This is a genomic window from Chryseobacterium sp. BGA-UO-ETr-SB22 (genome assembly GCF_059567885.1).
In genome coordinates, this window is sequence record NZ_JCAQOV010000005.1 from 412,840 (window position 1) to 431,692 (window position 18,853).

17 protein-coding genes and 1 riboswitch are annotated in these 18,853 nt (G+C 37.8%); of the genes, 10 read left to right on the forward strand and 7 right to left on the reverse strand.

Annotated features, from left to right (window positions below; genetic code table 11):
- Window positions 1-143: 143 nt before the first annotated feature.
- Both dnaG and clpP read left to right on the forward strand, forming a co-directional pair.
- Window positions 144-2,129: a DNA primase gene (gene dnaG / locus AC57AW_RS09195; RefSeq protein ID WP_496351615.1), complete on the forward strand. Its 1,986-nt coding sequence runs from the start codon at window positions 144-146 to the stop codon at window positions 2,127-2,129.
- 113 nt (window positions 2,130-2,242) lie between these two features.
- Window positions 2,243-2,929: an ATP-dependent Clp endopeptidase proteolytic subunit ClpP gene (gene clpP / locus AC57AW_RS09200; RefSeq protein WP_034726592.1), complete on the forward strand. Its 687-nt coding sequence runs from the start codon at window positions 2,243-2,245 to the stop codon at window positions 2,927-2,929.
- Window positions 2,930-3,197: 268 nt separating this feature from the next.
- On the opposite strand, the gene AC57AW_RS09205 is transcribed toward clpP, so the two are convergent.
- The gene (locus AC57AW_RS09205) at window positions 3,198-4,301 is read right to left on the reverse strand and encodes a T9SS type A sorting domain-containing protein (protein WP_496351616.1); all 1,104 of its coding nucleotides are present in this window, start codon (window positions 4,299-4,301) and stop codon (window positions 3,198-3,200) included.
- A 63-nt stretch (window positions 4,302-4,364) separates the two neighbouring features.
- Window positions 4,365-4,557, reverse strand: a riboswitch (cobalamin riboswitch).
- A gap of 232 nt (window positions 4,558-4,789) precedes the next feature.
- On the opposite strand from AC57AW_RS09205, the gene AC57AW_RS09210 reads away from it, so the two are divergent.
- Window positions 4,790-6,058, forward strand: a complete 1,269-nt coding sequence (locus tag AC57AW_RS09210; protein WP_496351617.1) for an esterase-like activity of phytase family protein — start codon at window positions 4,790-4,792, stop codon at window positions 6,056-6,058.
- 64 nt (window positions 6,059-6,122) lie between these two features.
- On the opposite strand, the gene AC57AW_RS09215 is transcribed toward AC57AW_RS09210, so the two are convergent.
- The 6 genes from AC57AW_RS09215 to AC57AW_RS09240 are packed head-to-tail and all read right to left on the reverse strand — an operon-like array spanning window position 6,123 to window position 9,952.
- Complete coding sequence (locus tag AC57AW_RS09215) at window positions 6,123-6,404, reverse strand: hypothetical protein (protein WP_496351618.1); 282 nt, start codon at window positions 6,402-6,404, stop codon at window positions 6,123-6,125.
- A 24-nt stretch (window positions 6,405-6,428) separates the two neighbouring features.
- Window positions 6,429-7,187, reverse strand: coding sequence for a triose-phosphate isomerase (tpiA, locus tag AC57AW_RS09220; RefSeq protein WP_105702468.1), 759 nt, complete (start codon window positions 7,185-7,187; stop codon window positions 6,429-6,431).
- 41 nt (window positions 7,188-7,228) lie between these two features.
- Window positions 7,229-7,576, reverse strand: a complete 348-nt coding sequence (locus AC57AW_RS09225; RefSeq protein WP_034692300.1) for a tellurite resistance TerB family protein — start codon at window positions 7,574-7,576, stop codon at window positions 7,229-7,231.
- A 3-nt stretch (window positions 7,577-7,579) separates the two neighbouring features.
- Complete coding sequence (locus AC57AW_RS09230; RefSeq protein ID WP_496351619.1) at window positions 7,580-8,260, reverse strand: DUF6058 family natural product biosynthesis protein; 681 nt, start codon at window positions 8,258-8,260, stop codon at window positions 7,580-7,582.
- Between the two features lie 14 nt (window positions 8,261-8,274).
- Window positions 8,275-9,384 carry a BT_3928 family protein gene (locus AC57AW_RS09235; RefSeq protein ID WP_318848242.1) on the reverse strand — a complete coding sequence of 370 codons (1,110 nt, stop codon included), beginning with the start codon at window positions 9,382-9,384 and terminating at the stop codon, window positions 8,275-8,277.
- Window position 9,385: 1 nt separating this feature from the next.
- Entirely contained in the window at window positions 9,386-9,952 is a 567-nt protein-coding gene (locus tag AC57AW_RS09240; protein ID WP_318848241.1) for a DUF1599 domain-containing protein, read from the reverse strand.
- Window positions 9,953-10,238: 286 nt separating this feature from the next.
- Between AC57AW_RS09240 and folP the strand changes: the two genes are divergently transcribed.
- The 7 genes from folP to ilvA all read left to right on the forward strand — a co-directional run bounded on the left by folP (window position 10,239) and on the right by ilvA (window position 18,595).
- Complete coding sequence (gene folP, locus AC57AW_RS09245) at window positions 10,239-11,105, forward strand: dihydropteroate synthase (protein WP_496351620.1); 867 nt, start codon at window positions 10,239-10,241, stop codon at window positions 11,103-11,105.
- A gap of 369 nt (window positions 11,106-11,474) precedes the next feature.
- A complete protein-coding gene (gene ilvE / locus AC57AW_RS09250) occupies window positions 11,475-12,347 on the forward strand; it encodes a branched-chain-amino-acid transaminase (RefSeq protein ID WP_496351621.1) in 873 nt (290 codons plus the stop codon).
- A 179-nt stretch (window positions 12,348-12,526) separates the two neighbouring features.
- Window positions 12,527-14,209: a dihydroxy-acid dehydratase gene (gene ilvD / locus AC57AW_RS09255; RefSeq protein WP_496351622.1), complete on the forward strand. Its 1,683-nt coding sequence runs from the start codon at window positions 12,527-12,529 to the stop codon at window positions 14,207-14,209.
- Window positions 14,210-14,215: 6 nt separating this feature from the next.
- Window positions 14,216-15,940 carry a biosynthetic-type acetolactate synthase large subunit gene (gene ilvB, locus AC57AW_RS09260; RefSeq protein WP_496351623.1) on the forward strand — a complete coding sequence of 575 codons (1,725 nt, stop codon included), beginning with the start codon at window positions 14,216-14,218 and terminating at the stop codon, window positions 15,938-15,940.
- Window positions 15,941-15,951: 11 nt separating this feature from the next.
- Window positions 15,952-16,233, forward strand: coding sequence for a hypothetical protein (locus tag AC57AW_RS09265; protein ID WP_318848237.1), 282 nt, complete (start codon window positions 15,952-15,954; stop codon window positions 16,231-16,233).
- Between the two features lie 41 nt (window positions 16,234-16,274).
- Window positions 16,275-17,321 (forward strand): ketol-acid reductoisomerase, encoded by a 1,047-nt coding sequence (ilvC, locus tag AC57AW_RS09270; protein ID WP_318848236.1) that lies wholly within the window; start codon window positions 16,275-16,277, stop codon window positions 17,319-17,321.
- Between the two features lie 11 nt (window positions 17,322-17,332).
- The gene (gene ilvA / locus AC57AW_RS09275) at window positions 17,333-18,595 is read left to right on the forward strand and encodes a threonine ammonia-lyase (RefSeq protein WP_496351624.1); all 1,263 of its coding nucleotides are present in this window, start codon (window positions 17,333-17,335) and stop codon (window positions 18,593-18,595) included.
- Window positions 18,596-18,853 lie beyond the last annotated feature (258 nt).

The following is an 18,853-nucleotide window of genomic DNA, read 5'->3' on the forward strand; positions in this document are numbered from 1 at the left end:
AAGAATAAAGGACAGTAAATCTATGTGAATATTATTGAACCTAAAATTGGTTGTAAGTATCAAACCTAAAATCGGCAACCCAAAACTCGAAACTCGCATTCTCAAACAGTTTCAATTTCTATAAAAATACTTAATTTTACAGCATGATTTCCAAACAGACCATTGATAAAATATTCTCCACGATCCGCGTTGAAGAGATTGTGGGAGAGTATGTGCAGTTGAAAAGAGCAGGGTCTAACTTTAAAGGGCTCAGTCCTTTTCATGAAGAAAAATCTCCAAGTTTTGTTGTTTCACCAAGCAAACAGATCTGGAAAGATTTCTCAACCGGAAAGGGAGGGACGGCGATTTCTTTCTTGATGGAAATTGAGAACTTTACCTATCCCGAAGCTCTTCGCCACGCGGCAAAAAAGTACGGAATTGAAATAGAAGAGGATCTGCGTGAAATTTCTGAGGAAGCTAAACATGCACAGACCGAAAAAGATATTTTATATAAAATTCATGAGATTGCCAATACTTATTTCCAGGAAATTCTTTGGGATGACCAGGAGGGGAGAAGTATCGGACTGGCTTATTTTAAAGAAAGAGAGCTTAAGGACGATATTATCAGAAAATTCCAGTTGGGATATTCTCCGGAAAAGAAAAATGCTTTTACTGCGTATGCACTGGAAAAAGGATACAACAAAGAAATCCTTGAGAAGTCTGGACTTTCTATTTTCCCGGAAAACACTCCTGCAGGAGTAGACCGTTTCAGGGAAAGAGTGATTTTCCCGATTCACAGCTTTTCAGGAAGGGTGCTGGGCTTTGGAGCAAGGATTCTTAAAAATAATGTTAAGACTGCAAAATATCTCAATTCGCCGGAAACGGAGATTTATCATAAATCCAATGTCCTTTATGGGTTAAACCAGAGTAAGCAGGCTATTTCAAGAAAGAATGGCTGTCTTTTGGTAGAAGGGTATATGGATGTGATTTCACTTCATATGTCCGGAATTGAAAATGTGGTGGCCAGTTCCGGAACGTCTTTGACTACAGAGCAGATCAAACTGATCAAAAGGCTTACGGAAAACGTAACCATTCTTTTTGATGGTGATAATGCCGGTATTAAAGCCAGTTTCCGAAGCATTGATATGTTGCTTACGGAAGGAATGAATATCCGTGTGTTGCTTTTCCCTGATGGAGATGACCCGGATTCATTCGCCAGAAAACATCCACAGGAATACGTAGAAAAGTACATCGAAAATGAAGCGATGGATTTCATCGACTTCAAAGCGGAAATTCTGTTGAGGGATGTTGGTAATGACCCTATTAAAAAAGCAGAAGCAATAAGGGATATCGTAAAGTCTGTTTCTTTTGTACAGAATGCACTGAAAAGAGAAGTTTACCTTAAAGAGGTTTCCAATAAATTCGGGCTTTCTGAGCAGAGTCTTTTCAATGAACTGGATGTTCAGAAGCAGATCACACAGAATCAGACCCATCACGTTCAACAGCAGCAAAAGGAGAAAGCAGCTCCAAAGATGGAGATTGTTCCTCTTGAAAAAGAAAAAGAAGATCCTTTCCTGTTTGATGTACTGTTTATGGAGAATAAACTTGTTGAACACATGCTGGCATTTGGGGATATTATTCTGAAACGTAGAAATGAACAAGGTGAAGAATATCAGATTACGGTAATTGAAGAAATTCTTCATCATTTTGAAGAAGAACAGTATACGTTTTTAGTCAAAGGTAATGAAGTCATTATCACTCAGGTGAGAGAGGGAATTCAGAAAGATGAGCTTAGAAGTGGAAACTTTTTTGTATCTTTTATGGATGAAGAGATTACTACAAAGGTGGTGGATGCTTTGATTCCACTGGATGATCTTGAAAACTGGGCTTCCAGAAATATTTATCCTCCCAATTATGGTGATAAAGTGGCAGATCAGATCCAGGGAGATGTTTTATTGCATAAATACAGGTATATTGATTATTTAATCACGGAAACGGCTAAAGATCTTGATAAGTACAGTACCACAGATGAAGGGAAATATTATGAGCTCATCAAAAAGATTACCTTACTGAAACAGGCTTCGATGCGATTGAGTAATATCATCGAATATTCGCCTATCAAAGGAATCTATGGTGATAGAAAAAGATAGTTTTTAAAGTCAGTTTTTTTGATATTCTGTGACAAAAAGTCCTATAAAATTTTAGGAATAAATATTGTAATTTAAACTTCGAGAATAGTATAAAAATAATACATAATAGAAATATGGACATTAAAAAAGATTTCAGAGATTTCTCTGTAAAGCATTTAGGAAACAACGGTTTGGTTACCGATCAGTATATGGGAATGTATGGGCCAACGAATCTTACTCCGTACATCATGGAAGAAAGAAGATTAAACGTTGCTCAGATGGACGTTTTCTCCCGTTTGATGATGGACAGAATTATCTTCCTGGGAACAGGTATTGATGATCAGGTAGCAAATATTGTTACAGCACAGCTTTTATTCTTAGAAAGTGCAGATCCGTCAAAAGATATTCAGATCTATATCAACTCTCCTGGTGGAAGTGTTTATGCAGGTTTAGGTATTTATGACACTATGCAGATTATTAAGCCGGATGTAGCGACAATCTGTACAGGTATGGCTGCTTCAATGGGAGCTGTATTATTGGTTGCCGGAGAAAAAGGAAAACGTTCTGCGCTTAAGCACTCAAGAGTAATGATTCACCAGCCTTCAGGAGGTGCTCAGGGAGTTGCTTCTGATATGGAGATCAACTTGAGAGAGATGCTGAAATTGAAGCAGGAACTTTACGAAATCATTGGTCACCACTCAGGACAAACATATGAGTGGGTAGAAAAATCTTCTGACAGAGATTACTGGATGACTTCTGAAGAAGCGAAAGGCTACGGAATGGTAGATGAGGTTCTGCAAAGATCTACTGAGAAAAAATAATTGATTGTAAAATCATAAGAAACCGCACCCATCTGGTGCGGTTTTTTTGTTGAATCAATTCTGGATTTTGAACTGTATTGACTGTTTAGATTTCTACAGAATGATACAATTGGAATAATGGTTTTTCCATACAGTTTGCAATTCTGCATAGATTCTAATTATTGACAAAAATTTAAACTGAAGACGTGAAAATTCCCATCCTCTGGAGGGGTGTCAAAAATTCAAAGAATTTTTGACGGGGTGGTTTTACGTGTAAAGGCGCTTTTCTTTATTTCTTAACCATCTTATGCATCACAGAACCACCATTTGTTTTAATCTCAACAAAATAAACTCCTGAAGATAAAGCCCGGATAGGAATCTTTAACTCCTGAGAAGTTAGTACCTTTTGCCCAGCAGCTGAATAAATATTCACTTCTTTTAGTTTCTCAGTTGTTTCAATCTGAATGAAATCACTTGCCGGATTAGGATAAATACTGAATTTTTTCTTTGAAACGGAAGAAGTACCCAAGGTTAATTGTGCTTCAGTTGGTGTAAATGGTCTTCTTTGCCCAAAACTCAGCCCCAACCAATCATCATTGCTCAGCTGAACCTGAGAAAGGCTGGTTTTCGTTTGCCAGCTTGACAAATCTTTTCCTTTGTATAACTTCCAGCTGTCTGATCCGGAAGTATTCCCGGTGAATGAATTTAATGATAAATGGGAAACCTGATTGTTAGCCGATGTATAATTAAAATACGAAACCTGAGTCTGGATCAGTTGTAAAGCCTGTTCAGCAGTGATGCTCCCGTTATATTTAATTCCGAAAACAAAAGAATTGGCACCATTGGCATTATCAGTTCCGAAATCAATCACCACAAGGCTTTTATTGCTTCCTGTTCCTACCCAGTTGGTAACCTGAGATGGTACGTACCATGAAGAGCTGTAAGCTGCAACAGGAGTAGAAGGAGGAGTGTCGTAATGATCAAGACCGTATGAAGCTCCATACCATTTTCCGTCAACCAAAGGAGTATAACCTACACCATTATTCCATGTCATGGTTGATGCACTGGATCCGGACCATGTTATCCAGCTGTCATCAATAGTGGAGGTGTGATGATTATAATTCAGAATAGAAAGGTATCCTGTAGGAATGTCAACCTGCATTTTGGGTTCTGCGGCCACAATAGCATTAATAAGATCTTCCATTGTTAAATCATTGCTATCAAAGCGGTATCCCCATGCATAAGAATTGGGAGTGCTGTTGTCATTAAAATCTGCAATGAAATAGGCCTTTTTAGAACCGGTTCCTACCCAGAATTTAATGTCATTTTCTGTGAATTGGGCTGACAATAACTGCATACAAAGCAGCAAGAAAAAAAAATAGATTTTTCTCATGATATAATTTAAATTAAAGTTTTACTCCCGAAACTTATCTTCAAAGGAAAGTATTTTTTCCTCTAAAGTCAGTATTTTAAGGCAGGTCTCCTGGCTCACATCTTACAGCCTCCTTCCCGGATTTTCAGGTCCAGTGGTATTAATATGCTATAAGTTTAAACAGTTTACAGTTGCGGGTACAGCTCAAAATTTGAATGGTATTCTCACTTGATTCCCTATTAATGAACAATGTTCAGCCTTAAAACGCTGCAAATATATCATATAAATTTGTGAGTCCGTTTTGTGAATTATCTTTTTTCGGATATGCTTAAAAAGTTGGTTTTCATATTAATTAATAATTGAGTTAGATTGCTGGATTTCCATTTTAAAATCTTCTTTTTTCTGTTTATATTCAATTCATTTTGTAGTTCTATTGTTAAAATAGAATTATCATTATATTCAAGATCAGTTTATAATCAATCTCTATTTTCGCAGCCATAAAAGTGAATATGAAAAAATTACTATTGTCTGTTGCAGTGCTGGCAGTATTAGCTTCATGCAACAGTGAGGCTGATTCTACAATAATTAATCAGGATATTAATTATTCCAAACTGCCTCAGGAATTTCCATTTACAAAACTGGCTACGATAAACGGAGTAGATGTTATCAATGGTGGATTTGGTTCCGGAGCAGCTGCTCACCCTACAAGAAAAGGTGAATTCTATGTCATTACAGATAGAGGACCTAATACTGACTTCCAGAATGGAAAAAAATTTCTTACCCCTAACTTTACGCCTACCATTATGCATTTTAAAATCAATGCTGATGGAAATGTAGAAGTGATTAAATATATTAAGCTTAAAAACCCATCAGGACAGCCTATTACAGGATTACCAAACCCTGCAGGAATGGGAAGTACCGGAGAAATAGCCTATGATGCTTCCGGAAATGTTTTAGGGACGGATCAATATGGATTAGACAGTGAAAGTATTGTAGCAGCAGCAGACGGTACATTCTGGGTTTCTGATGAATACGGGCCACACATCGTGCATTATAGTGCAGACGGAATGGAGATGGAAAGAATAAGCCCGATTGGCGTAAATACAGGACCAAGAAAATTACCTGCTGTTTTAGCCAAAAGAAGAGCGAACAGAGGGATGGAAGGACTTGCTATTACACCCGATGGAAGAACATTGGTAGGAACCATACAGTCAATGATGTATGTACCCAGCAAAGCATTGGCTACCAATACTACTTTGACGAGAATTGTCACATTTGATACTGTTACAGGGCAGACCAAACAGTTTTTATACAAACAGGATGGAGGAGCTTCCGATTCAGTTTGTGACATTACAGCCTTAAGTAATAATGAATTCCTGGTGATTGAAAGAGATGGAAATTTCGGATCTCAGGGAGGAATTAAAAAAGTATACAGAATCAACCTAAGCAATGCTTCCGATGTGAATGGAACTGATATTAATGCGGTAGACGGAATGAAAATTAATGGTAAGGCCTTAGAACAGTGTTCATGGGACGAAATTACCAATGCCGGGATAAAGGCTGTTTCAAAAACATTGGCCGTAGATCTGGTTGCAAAGCTGGGCTACGAACATGATAAGTTTGAGGGAATTGTTTATTTAGGAAATAATAAACTGGCTGTTTTCAATGATGATGATTTTGGAGTAGTGGATGATGGAAACGGAAACCCTAAGGCTAAAATTCTTCCTAAAACAGGGAAGGTAGACAAAGGAACTATGTATGTAGTCGATATTCAATAATTAGATTTTTTTAACGGAAAACGGCGGCATCTTCGATGCCGCCGTTTTTATTGTATGGTATTTCTTAGCTGACTTTTCTCCTTTTAAAGAAAACTCTATAAACTAAAAATGTTTGTATCAGAACGTTTCCTATAAATAGAAGTACTGCCTGATAAGTTGGAATATCAGCATAAAAAGGCAATAATTTATTAAATAAAACGGCTGGAGAATTTACCAGAGCCTTAATCAGTGCCAATGGATAACTCAAAAAGTCAGGTCTTATGCCAATTAAAAACTGATCATAAACAAAGACATAAATAAGATCAAATAAAAGAAGTCCGAAGAATATTAAAATGAAGTTTTTCATGTCTGTTCTAAAAGTTCCTTTATTTTAGTTAAAACCCTCAATGATTTTAGAGAAATCCTCTAATTTCAAAGCAGCTCCTCCAATCAGACCTCCATCGATATCCGGCTGAGAGAAAATTTCTTTTGCATTGTCTGGCTTTACAGATCCTCCGTAAAGGATTGAAATTTCATCAGCAACTTCCTGTCCGTATTTTGCAGCGATAATGCTTCTGATGTGTGCATGAATTTCCTGAGCCTGCTCAGGGGTTGCTGTTTCTCCTGTTCCAATAGCCCAAACAGGTTCGTAAGCGATCACTACCTTCTTGATTTCTTCAGCAGAAAGTGTGAAAAGAGCGACTTCAGTCTGGTTTTTCACAACCTCGAAGTGCTGTCCTGCTTTTCTTTGCTCAAGAGTTTCCCCGTTGCAATAGACAGGAATTAGACCTTTGTCAAGAGCTAATTTGATCTTTCTGTTACAGTGAGAATCTGTTTCTCCGTGATATTGTCTTCTCTCAGAGTGACCGATCAGTGAACCGGTAGCGTCAATAGATTCTAGCATATCAGCAGAAATTTCTCCTGTATAAGCGCCACTTTCATGCTCGCTCATATCCTGAGAAAATACCCCAATCTCGTCCTTTTCAAAGATGTCTTTTGCCATCATTAGATACAAAGATGGTGGAGCGATCCAAACCTCACAGTTGGTAGCATTGTTGTTTTTATAGCTTAGTAACTGAATCATCAATTGTTGTGCATCAATTACATTTTTGTTCATTTTCCAGTTGCCTGCAACTATTTTTCTTCTCATAAGATTTAAATATAGATTTATTTACTTTTTTAGTGTTTATGCTATAATCCCCATAGATTTTTCAGCAGAACATAGAATGTATGTTCCTCTTCAGTTACTTTATTGTCAGCTTTGATCAATGACTTTGCAAACTGAACAAACTTTACACGCTCGTCTTCAGTAGAATCTTCATGGAAGCATCTTGCATGGAATTCAAAGTGGTCTTTCCACTCTTCAGGCTGTAAAAGAGCCAGGGTTTCCAATTCATTGTCAAGATTCATTCTGAACGGAAATTCATCTGCCATATATTGCTGCACCAGCATTCCTTCCTCAGGAGCAAACTCTCCGTCTACAGAAGAAAGGATCATTAATAAGTGATATCCGGCGATTGATTTATTTGATTTTTGCATGTTTTAATATTTTTTTACTAGATCGTCTAAGTTATTTTCTTCTAAAATTTTATCGAGATATTTACCTCTGCTGCTTGATTTTCTTTGATAAGGAGCAAATTTCTGTGTTACTTCATTGAATTCTTCACTCAGTTTTATCAGCTCGTCTGACTCATCCGCTGTAAGTTTTTTATCAGAAAATTCTGTATTGAAATGAATCAGTTTTTTTACTGCAATTTCCTTTTTTACAATTTCCTCTTCCGTAGAATGTAATGTACAAATCCCATAGATCCCGTTACAATAGGCAGCCCATTCACTTTCAAATATTTCATCCAGTTTTTCCTGTTCCGGAAAAGAAGTATGGAATATACAGTCATAAGCGAAACCTTTATGAGGATGATTGATCAGATGTTGGATGAAGTTTTCTTTAAATTCTGCTTTATATTGATGAACATCACTCAAATCTTTATTCTTCTTAACCAGTGAAATACAGTTTTTACTGAAATATTTTTCTGTAATCTCATTTTCAAACTCATCATTAAGAGGCGATGTAATTCTGATACTTCGGGAAACCGTGTAAGAAGGCTGTGGAACTAATTCATTTTGAATAAGCGCAGCCAGCTCATCCTTACTGATATCCGTTACAGTACATAATTCATTTTCCGTAATGTAATTTTCATTGATATAAGCGAAATTTTGTTCCATCACTATTGAAGTAATTAGTTGATATAATCTTTTGCGGGTTGTTTATCTATGATTTTTCCATTCTCAAGAATCAGTACAAACGGGTTGCTTCTTGCTATGGTTTTGATGGCAGTTCCGTCCATCATTGCATTTTTAATGGTTTTAAAAGTATTCGGATACGTAGAAATTCCGTAGATAAGAGCTCCTTTCTGCGTATTTACTTTAGCTTCCACCTTCTGAAGCAGATCAGCAGGAACATCTTTTGGATGATATGAGAACACCAAAACTGCTTTTGGAGCGTTGATGATTTCGTTCGTAACTTCCATTCCTGTAGGATCTTCAATCTTGAATTTCACAATCTCAGATTTGTACCCTTCTTTAATCAATACAGATTCATTTTTGCCTTCCTCAATTTTCCATGGAGAACCTTCTGCCCAGTATTCTGTTTTTTTGATATAATCATCCTGATTTACCTTTACAACAGCTCCTGTTTTCTGATTTTTCAGAGAATAAAAAGTCTTGTATTCGGAAGGGTTTTTATCAATTTTTCCTTTTTCACCTTTTATGTCTGTCCCAATTTTGTAATCACGGAAATCAATGATTGGTTCATGCATAATTCCCTGTGCCATAATGTAAACCATGCCTAGAGAAAAAACGGTTAAAAGAATATATTTAAATGTATTGGAAGGTTCTTTCTCGGTCACCCCATATTCATCTTTTTTACGGAATTCTTTTCTGTACAGAATGAAAAGGATAATCAATCCTACAAGAAGTACAACATCTTTCAGGAAACTCTGCCAAGGCGTAAATTTGATGGCATCACCAAAACATCCACAATCTGTTACGACATTGAAATACGCCGAATAAAAAGTAAGGAATCCAAAGAAAATACAAAGGGCAATTAATATGGACAAGGTAAATTTAAGCTTTAATTTAAGCAGCAGCATAAATCCGAGGAAAAGCTCCAGTACCACCACTATAATGGAAAATAGCAGGGCAAACTTTTCTAAAAAAGGCATATTGAAAACCGGAGGGGCAAAATATTCTTCCATTTTGAAAGAAAAACCTACCAGATCCACGGCTTTCACAAAGCCTGAAAGGATAAAAATAACGGCAATAACAAAGCGTAATAAACCTTTAAGCATATTAAATATTTTTGGGTTCGAATTGATTTTCTTTTTCCGAGAACTTAATCAGGCAGAAGACAGCATAGTTCAGCATATCGAAATAGTTGGCATCAAGCCCTTCAGAGACGATTGTTTTTCCTTGGTTGTCCTCAATCTGTTTAGTTCTTAATACTTTCTGATAAATAAGATCCGTAATGGATGAGATTCTCATATCTCTCCATGCTTCACCATAATCATGATTTTTTCTTTCCATTAAAGCCTGGGCTTCGTTAGAATATTTGTCATACAGACCTAAAATTTCTTCTTTATTTTCATTGAAATCATTGGAAAGCCCTTTCTCAAGCTGAATAAGTCCAATGATAGAATAGTTCACAATGGCAATAAATTCATCTTCTTCACTCTCATCTACCATTTTTTTATCAGTCATCTGAAGTGTGCGGATCCTGTTGACTTTGATGTAAATCTGGTCTGTAATGGAACTCGGTCTTAGCACCCTCCACGCAGCTCCGTAATCCTGTAATTTTTTACCGAAAAGATCACGACACTGACTGATAACTTTCTCGAACTGTACTGATGTTTTTAGCATAAATTTTCTTAATCTTCCAAATATACGAATTCGGTTTTAGATTTTTCAATTTGAGGAGATGAGTTTGTGAGTGAGAGGGTTTGAGAGTAAGAAGTGAGTAGGAACGTTTGAGGGTTGAAGAGTAAGGGGATTAGATTTCGGGGTTTAGTGTGTGTGCGCTAACTTCTAACCTTCAGCTTCTGGCTTCCTGTCTATTATTTCTAATTTCCAGCTTCTAACATCTCATTAAACACTCACAAATCACTAATTTTGCAGGATACAAAATCATTCATCAATTATAAACTCCATGCTCTCTAACTCTCAAACCCTCCAACCTTCCAACGCAGCAACTTACTCAATCAACTGTAACGGTAGATTAGTACAACTTGCTACCCCAAAAATCATGGGAATCCTCAATCTTACCCCGGATTCTTTCTCTGATGGCGGAAAATTCAATACCGAGAAATCTGCCTTAGAACATGCTGAAAAATTGTTGAAAGATGGAGCCGAAATACTGGATATCGGGCCACAGTCTACACGCCCAAACGCTGAGTTTTTGACTGCTGAAGAAGAAATAAACAGGATTGGGAATATTATTTCTCTGATTAAAAAAGAATTTCCGGAATCTCTGATTTCCCTTGATACTTTTTATGCAAAAACAGTGAGATTTGGCTTTAATGAAGGAATTGATATGATTAATGATATTTCTGGCGGTCAGTATGATACGGAAATGTTTGATACGGCGGCCCAGACAAAACTTCCGTACATTTTGATGCACGTAAATCCTTCTTATGAAACCATGCATGATAAGATAAGCTTTGAAGATATAACATTGGAAGTTAACAGATATTTCTCCCAAAAAACAAAAGAACTTTTAGAAAAAGGAGTAAATGATATCATTCTTGATCCTGGTTTTGGCTTCGGAAAAACCGTAGAAGATCAGATGAAAATGATCCAAGAAGTGGAATATCTCGGATTTGGAAAATTTCCTCTTTTAATAGGCATTTCCAGAAAGTCATTTATCTATAAACCGCTGGGGAAATCACCTCTGGATATTAATGAAGAAACACAGAAACTTCATAGGGAAGTGTTGGAGCAGGGCGCAAAAATTTTAAGGGTTCACGAAGTAGCTGAAGCAAAGGAAACGCTTACCCATTTTTTGCGAAAAAAATAAAAAGTGTGAAAAAAACTTGTGAGTATTTAAAAAGTTTATACATTTGCAGTATGAATTTTACGAATCAGAAAAATATTATTGTCATTTCTATTATTGCTGCTGTCATTAACAGCAGGAAGGAAATGGCATTTTAGATAGATTTTAATTTAAATTATATATAAAACCGTTTCAAATTATGAAACGGTTTTTTTTGTTTTAATTTTTTATAGTAAAAAAGTATGTATCAGTTAGTATCAGTAATTATTATCGTCATTATTATTCCCTTGCGTCTGTGAGAAGGAAGATGTATGACTGTACATATATTGAGCCCTCTCACACTGTGAGAGGGCTTTTTTTATTCCCTTTTGTTAATTTTTAAACCTCTATAAAATGTATTATAACGACGACACGATCATCTATTTCGATGGACAATTTATGAAAGCCAAAGATGCCGGAATGGATCTGTATGGGCAGTCCCTTCACTATGGTTACTCTGTTTTTGAAGGTATTAAATCCTACAGCACAGATCATGGAACCCAGATTTTCAAAGCAAAAGAACATTATGAAAGACTGAGAAGATCAGCAGAATTGATGCATATTCCCTTCGATTATTCCGCAGAAGAGCTTACAGAGCTTACCTACGAACTTCTGGAGCGTAACGGTTTCACAGATGCTTATATTCGTCCGTTGGTCACATGTTCACCCAATATGTCACTTTCAAAAGGACAAAAATCTTACCTGTCTCTTCTGGCTTGGGAATGGAGCAAAGGCTATCTGGCAGATAAAATGAAAATCATGACTTCACCCTTTCAACGTCCAAATCCTAAAGCATTTAAAGTGGAAGCAAAAGTAGGCGGGCATTATGTGAATTCGATCCTTGCCTGTCAGGATGCCAAAGACAAAGGCTATGATGAAGCATTAGTTTTGGATGAAAACGGAAATGTTGCGGAGAGTTCAGGAGCCAATGTATTCTACGAAAAAGACGGTACTTTATTTACTCCAGGTAAAGGGAGTATCCTTCCGGGAATTACTAGACAAACGGTTTTTGAAATCTGTGACGAACTTGATATTCCAGTTAAAGAATCCTTTTTTAAACCTGAAGAAATGAGAGGTGCAGATGCAGGGTTTTTCTGTGGTACAGCAGCCGAAATTGTGGCACTGGATTCCCTGGATGATGTCCCTTTTACAAAGAACTGGGAGAATACAGTAAGTGAGAAGGTACAACAGGCTTATTTGAAAAGGGTAAGAGTTCTGTCATTGTAAATTTTTAGAATTTAAATATCTAATTACCAAATAAATACATCTGTTTTTTAAATGATTGGATATTGTAGTTTTTGGGAAAGTTAGAAATGAAAGAAATATTACAAGCTGTAGTTTTGGCTGAAAATTAAATAAAAAAAATCGCTTTAAGCAGATGAGAAGAAAAGAAAATGAAGAATAATATGTTAAATAAATATTCAAAAACATTCACACAAAACAGTGAACAGCCTGCAGCAAAAGCAATGTTGTACGGGATAGGTTTTACAGAAGAAGATATGCACAAGGCTCAGGTAGGAATTGCCAGTATGGGATACGATGGAAATACATGCAATATGCACCTTAATGATCTCGCTAAAATGGTAAAAGAAGGAACATGGGAACATGGATTGGCTGGACTGATATTTAATACTATTGGCGTAAGCGACGGAATGAGCAACGGAACAGACGGAATGCGTTATTCACTGGTGAGCCGTGATGTAATTGCCGACAGTATTGAGGCAATCTGTGGAGCCCAATACTATGACGGCTTGATCGCATTGCCGGGCTGCGACAAAAATATGCCGGGAACCATTATCGCAATGGGAAGACTAGACAGACCATCTATCATGGTGTATGGAGGTACCATTGCTCCCGGTTGTTACAAAGGAGAACAGCTCAATATCGTTTCAGCTTTTGAAGCCTTAGGGAAAAAAATTGCAGGAGAAATTACAGAAGAAGATTTTGATGGTGTTGTGAAAAATTCCTGTCCCGGAGCAGGAGCATGCGGAGGAATGTACACTGCCAATACCATGGCTTCTGCGATTGAAGCATTAGGAATGAGTCTTCCGTATTCATCCTCCAATCCCGCTTTAAGCAAAGAAAAACAGGAAGAATGTCATGAAGCAGGAAAATATCTGAAAATATTGCTGGAAAAAGATATCAAACCTTCCGATATCATGACCCGCAAAGCTTTTGAAAATGCACTGCGAATGATTGTTATTTTGGGAGGAAGTACCAATGCGGTATTACATTTTATAGCCATGGCGAAAAGTGTCGGGTTGTCCATTACTCAGGATGACTTCCAGAAGATGAGTGATAAAACTCCTGTATTGGCCGACCTGAAACCAAGCGGAAAATACCTGATGCAGGATTTATATGAGCACGGAGGAATACCTTCGGTAATGAAATACCTTTTGAAACACGGACTATTACACGGGGATTGCCTGACGGTAACCGGAAAGACTTTAGCCGAGAATTTAGAAAATGTTCCTGATCTGGATTTTAATACACAGAAAATCATAAAACCTCTTTCAGAACCTGTAAAAGCTACCGGACATCTGAGAATACTGTACGGAAACCTTGCTGAGAAAGGAAGTGTGGCGAAAATAACAGGAAAGGAAGGCGAACGTTTCGTAGGGAAAGCCCGCGTATTTGATGGGGAAAAAAATCTGATCAGAGGAATTCAGGATGGAACCGTACAGCATGGTGATGTCATTGTCATCCGAAATGAAGGTCCGAAAGGCGCTCCCGGAATGCCCGAAATGCTGAAACCCACCAGTGCGCTGATTGGAGCAGGTCTTGGAAGCAGTGTCGCTTTGATTACAGATGGAAGGTTTAGCGGAGGAACCCATGGTTTTGTAGTGGGACACATCACTCCGGAAGCCCATGAAGGCGGTTTGATAGCCTTTGTAAACGATAATGACATGATTGAAATTGATGCCGTAAACAATACCATACAGCTCAAAGTTTCAGATGAAGAAATTGAAAGAAGAAAAAAAGGTTGGCAAAAGCCACCTCTTAAAGTAAAGAAAGGACTGCTTTATAAATATGCATTAACGGTATCATCAGCTGCTGAAGGTTGTGTAACAGACGAAATCACTCAATAAAAGTATATGGAAAACCTGAATTTATCAACAGAAATACAACTTACCGGAAGCCGGATCATCCTGGAAGCATTTCTTAACGAAGGCGTAAAAACAGTTTTCGGATACCCTGGCGGAGCTATTATTCCTATCTATGATGCTCTTTATGATTATCGGGAAACGCTGAAACATATTCTGGTACGTCATGAGCAGGCAGCAGTACATGCCGCACAAGGCTTAGCAAGAGTATCAGGAGAAGTAGGAGTCGTTTTAGCAACCAGCGGGCCCGGAGCGACCAATCTTGTTACAGGATTAGCAGATGCTCTGTTAGACAATACGCCTTTAGTTTGCATTACAGGACAGGTTTTTGAACATCTTCTGGGAACCGATGCCTTTCAGGAAATAGATGTAATGAATGTTACAAGCCCGGTTACAAAATGGAATTACCAGGTCACCGATGCCAATGAGCTTCCTGAAGTACTGGCAAAAGCATTTTACATTGCAAAATCAGGCCGCCCAGGTCCTGTACTGATTGATGTTACTAAAAATGCCCAGCTGCAATTTGTTGATTATAAAGGATATTCTTCATGCCATTCGCTGAGAAGTTATAAACCGAATCCTGATCCTTGTTTTGAAAGTATTGAAAAAGCGGCACAGCTGATCAATGAAGCTGAAAAACCATTTATTATCGCCGGACAGGGGATTATGCTGGGGAAAGCTGAAAAAGAGTTTTTAGAATTTGCCGAAAAATCAGGAATTCCGGTGGCATGGACGGTTTTAGGAATGAGTGCCATTTCTACCGATCATCCACAAGCTGTTGGGATGGTAGGAATGCACGGAAACTATGGACCGAATATATTGACCAACGAATGTGATGTGTTAATTGCTGTCGGGATGCGCTTCGATGACCGTGTGACAGGAAGGTTAGACCAATATGCGAAACAGGCGAAAATCATTCATCTGGATATCGATAAGGCTGAGATCAATAAAAATGTAAAAGTGGATGTTCCAGTTCTTGGAAACTGTAAACATACCCTTCCGTTTCTTACAAAATGGATTACAAAAAGAGAACATCCGGAATGGCATGAACGATTTAAAAACTGTCATGAAATTGAAAGTATCAACCTCATCAATACAGAGCTTTATCCTGAAGAAGGAGAAATTACAATGGGAGAAGTGATCCGATATCTGAATGAGATGACAGAAGGAGAGGCGGTAATTGTAACCGATGTGGGACAGCATCAGATGGCCACATGCCGTTATTCTCAATTTAAAAATTCCCGTACCAATGTTACAAGCGGTGGGTTGGGAACCATGGGATTCTGTCTTCCTGCCGCAATAGGAGCATCCTATGCAGAGACTGGCCGTCCAGTAATTGCTGTCATGGGAGATGGAGGGGCTCAAATGAATATTCAAGAATTGGGAACCATTATGCAGTATCATCCAGAGGTCAAAATTTTAATCCTTAATAACTGTTATCTGGGAATGGTAAGGCAGTGGCAGGAATTATTTCACCAAGAAAGATATTCCTCAGTAGATATTCAGAGTCCTGATTTTGTTCAGGTGGCAAAAGGATATAATATTTCCGGAAATAGAGTCTCTGAGAGAGAAGATTTGAAATGGGCCATTCGGGAAATGCTGGATCACCAAGGATCTTTCCTTCTTGAGGTGATGACCGGAAAAGAACACAATGTATTTCCGATGATTCCTCAGGGGAAAAGTGTTTCGGAAATTGTACTGAATAATAAATTTTAAAAATAAAAAAGATGAAAACAGATCATAAAGAATATACCATTACCGCGTATACAGAAGATTATTTAGGATTGATCGGCCGTATCAATGCTATTTTTTCAAGAAGAAGAATTTCTATGGTGACCTTCAATGTTGGTCCTTCAGAAATAGAAAAAGTTAAAAAGTTTGTCATTGTGATCAGAGAAACGGAAGATTCTGTCCAGAAAATCAGCAGACAAATGGAAAAGCAGATAGACGTTCTGGAAGTACATTATCACAGAACCCCTTATCTGACAGCAATAGAACACGCTAGCTAAAAAATAAACATCATAATCAATAACAAATAAAATCAAAAAAAATGGCAAAATTGAATTTTGGAGGAGTAGAAGAGAACGTAGTAACGAGAAATGAATTTCCGTTGGAAAAAGCTCAGGAAGTATTAAAAAATGAAGTCGTAGCAGTAATTGGATACGGAGTACAGGGACCGGGACAGGCTTTGAATCAGAAAGATAACGGTGTGAATGTCATTGTAGGACAGAGAAAAAACTCCAAATCATGGGATAAAGCAGTAGCAGACGGATTTGTACCGGGAGAAACTTTATTTGAAATCGAAGAAGCTTTAGAAAAAGGAACCATTATCTGCTATCTTTTGAGCGATGCCGCACAGATTGAATACTGGCCAAAAGTAAAACAACATCTTACCCCAGGAAAAGCGTTGTATTTTTCTCATGGTTTCGGAATCACCTTCAGCGAACGTACAGGAATCGTTCCTCCAGCCGATGTAGATGTATTTCTGGTAGCACCAAAAGGTTCAGGAACTTCGTTGAGAAGAATGTTTCTGCAAGACAGAGGTCTGAACAGTAGTTTTGCCGTTTATCAGGATGCAACAGGAAAAGCAAGAGAAAGAGTAACGGCATTGGGGATTGCCATAGGAAGCGGATATCTTTTTGAAACCGATTTTAAAAAAGAAGTATACAGCGACCTTGCCGGAGAACGAGGAACATTGATGGGAGCTGTACAGGGAATATTTGCCGCTCAGTATGATGTGTTGAGAAAAAACGGACACAGCCCGTCTGAAGCTTTCAATGAAACTGTAGAAGAACTTACTCAGTCATTAATGCCATTGGTAGCAGAAAATGGGATGGATTGGATGTATGCCAACTGCAGTACCACAGCCCAGAGAGGAGCTTTGGATTGGTGGAAGCGTTTCAGAGATGCCACTTCACCTTTATTTGAAGAGTTGTATGATAACGTAGCTAAAGGAAATGAAGCACAGCGTTCAATAGACAGTAACAGCAAGCCGGATTATCGTGAAAAACTGGAAGTAGAGCTTACCGAGTTAAGAGAAAGTGAAATGTGGAAGGCCGGCAAGACCGTACGAAGCCTGAGACCCGAAAACAATTAATACTTATACAGATGATGAAAGAGGGAATAAGTTCCTCCGTTTTAGAGAATGTCTATAAAGCGGAGGAACGATTAAAAGATGTAGTGGTAAAAACACCTTTAGCTGTCAATAATAATCTGTCAGCTATTTATGAGGCGAATATTAGTTTTAAAAGAGAAGACCTTCAAAGAGTAAGATCCTATAAAATCAGAGGAGCATACAATAAGATGGCAACGATGTCACAGGAAGAGCTTTCAAAAGGAGTGGTGTGTGCCAGTGCCGGAAATCATGCGCAGGGAGTGGCGTTTGCGTGTCATGCAATGAAAGTGAAAGGGACTATTTTTATGCCTTTACCTACTCCCGGACAAAAGCTTGAACAGGTAAAAATGTTCGGAGGAGAATACATAGACGTCATTTTGTACGGAGATACATTTGATGCTGCCAAAGATGCTGCGATGAGGTTTTGCAAAGACAATAACAGTGCATTTATTCATCCTTTTGATGATCCTGCCATTATTGAAGGGCAGGCCACAACGGCACTGGAAATTCTGGAGCAGGCGGAAGGTATTGTTGATTATCTTTTTGTCCCGATTGGAGGTGGTGGATTAGCAGCGGGAATTTGTTCTGTATTTCAACATCTGTCACCACAGACAAAAATTATTGGCGTGGAACCTTCAGCAGCAGCAAGCATGAAAAAAGCGCTGGAAAATGGAAAACCTGTCCTTCTTGAAAAGATAAGCAGGTTTGTAGATGGAGCTGCTGTGCAGAAGGTAGGAGATCTCACTTTTGAACGCTGCAAAGATATTCTCTATGATATGACTATGGTGGATGAAGGACTCGTATGTGAAACCATATTGTCATTATATAATAAAGATGCTATTGTGGTAGAACCTGCGGGAGCTCTTTCAGTAGCAGCATTGGAAAAGTATGGGAATGAAATAAAAGGTAAAAATGTAGTCTGTATCATCAGTGGAAGTAATAATGATATTACCCGAATGGAAGAAATCAAAGAGAAAGCATTACTGTATGCAGGATTGAAACATTACTTTCTGGTGAGATTTCCACAACGTCCAGGAGCATTGAAAACTTTTGTAATGGATGTGTTAGGACCTGATGATGACATTACCTATTTTGAATACACCCAAAAAAATTCAAAAGAAAAAGGGATTGCAGTGGTAGGAATAGCTTTAAAACAAAACAAAGATTTCACCCCATTGATTGATAAAATGAAACAACACGATTTTTTTGTCAACTACCTTAACAATGATCCATCGCTGATGAATTTGCTTATTTAAAAAGAAAATTTATTAAAACAGAAATTTTTCTTTTAACGACCATATGAATGACATAAGAAACTGCATCGTTAAGAAAATGAACTCTGTGAACGTTAAAAAAACTCTACTGTCTGAGTGCGGGACAAAATATGATTCTAAACATACATTGCTACCGCACGAGTTTAGAGTTTTTAGAGAACAGATTTCATTTTTAGCGGAAGTTTCTAAGTCTTGAATTTTTGGTTCTTTTGTTTCAAGACAAAAGAAGTATCATTAATT

What these genes read in the sequence shown, in the direction of transcription:
- dnaG (WP_496351615.1), top strand. Translation starts at nt 144, where the DNA reads ATGATTTCCAAACAGACCATTGATAAAATATTCTCCACGATCCGCGTT.
- clpP (WP_034726592.1), top strand. Translation starts at nt 2,243, where the DNA reads ATGGACATTAAAAAAGATTTCAGAGATTTCTCTGTAAAGCATTTAGGA.
- AC57AW_RS09205 (WP_496351616.1), bottom strand. Translation starts at nt 4,301, where the DNA reads ATGAGAAAAATCTATTTTTTTTTCTTGCTGCTTTGTATGCAGTTATTG.
- AC57AW_RS09210 (WP_496351617.1), top strand. Translation starts at nt 4,790, where the DNA reads ATGAAAAAATTACTATTGTCTGTTGCAGTGCTGGCAGTATTAGCTTCA.
- AC57AW_RS09215 (WP_496351618.1), bottom strand. Translation starts at nt 6,404, where the DNA reads ATGAAAAACTTCATTTTAATATTCTTCGGACTTCTTTTATTTGATCTT.
- tpiA (WP_105702468.1), bottom strand. Translation starts at nt 7,187, where the DNA reads ATGAGAAGAAAAATAGTTGCAGGCAACTGGAAAATGAACAAAAATGTA.
- AC57AW_RS09225 (WP_034692300.1), bottom strand. Translation starts at nt 7,576, where the DNA reads ATGCAAAAATCAAATAAATCAATCGCCGGATATCACTTATTAATGATC.
- AC57AW_RS09230 (WP_496351619.1), bottom strand. Translation starts at nt 8,260, where the DNA reads ATGGAACAAAATTTCGCTTATATCAATGAAAATTACATTACGGAAAAT.
- AC57AW_RS09235 (WP_318848242.1), bottom strand. Translation starts at nt 9,384, where the DNA reads ATGCTTAAAGGTTTATTACGCTTTGTTATTGCCGTTATTTTTATCCTT.
- AC57AW_RS09240 (WP_318848241.1), bottom strand. Translation starts at nt 9,952, where the DNA reads ATGCTAAAAACATCAGTACAGTTCGAGAAAGTTATCAGTCAGTGTCGT.
- folP (WP_496351620.1), top strand. Translation starts at nt 10,239, where the DNA reads ATGCTCTCTAACTCTCAAACCCTCCAACCTTCCAACGCAGCAACTTAC.
- ilvE (WP_496351621.1), top strand. Translation starts at nt 11,475, where the DNA reads ATGTATTATAACGACGACACGATCATCTATTTCGATGGACAATTTATG.
- ilvD (WP_496351622.1), top strand. Translation starts at nt 12,527, where the DNA reads ATGTTAAATAAATATTCAAAAACATTCACACAAAACAGTGAACAGCCT.
- ilvB (WP_496351623.1), top strand. Translation starts at nt 14,216, where the DNA reads ATGGAAAACCTGAATTTATCAACAGAAATACAACTTACCGGAAGCCGG.
- AC57AW_RS09265 (WP_318848237.1), top strand. Translation starts at nt 15,952, where the DNA reads ATGAAAACAGATCATAAAGAATATACCATTACCGCGTATACAGAAGAT.
- ilvC (WP_318848236.1), top strand. Translation starts at nt 16,275, where the DNA reads ATGGCAAAATTGAATTTTGGAGGAGTAGAAGAGAACGTAGTAACGAGA.
- ilvA (WP_496351624.1), top strand. Translation starts at nt 17,333, where the DNA reads ATGATGAAAGAGGGAATAAGTTCCTCCGTTTTAGAGAATGTCTATAAA.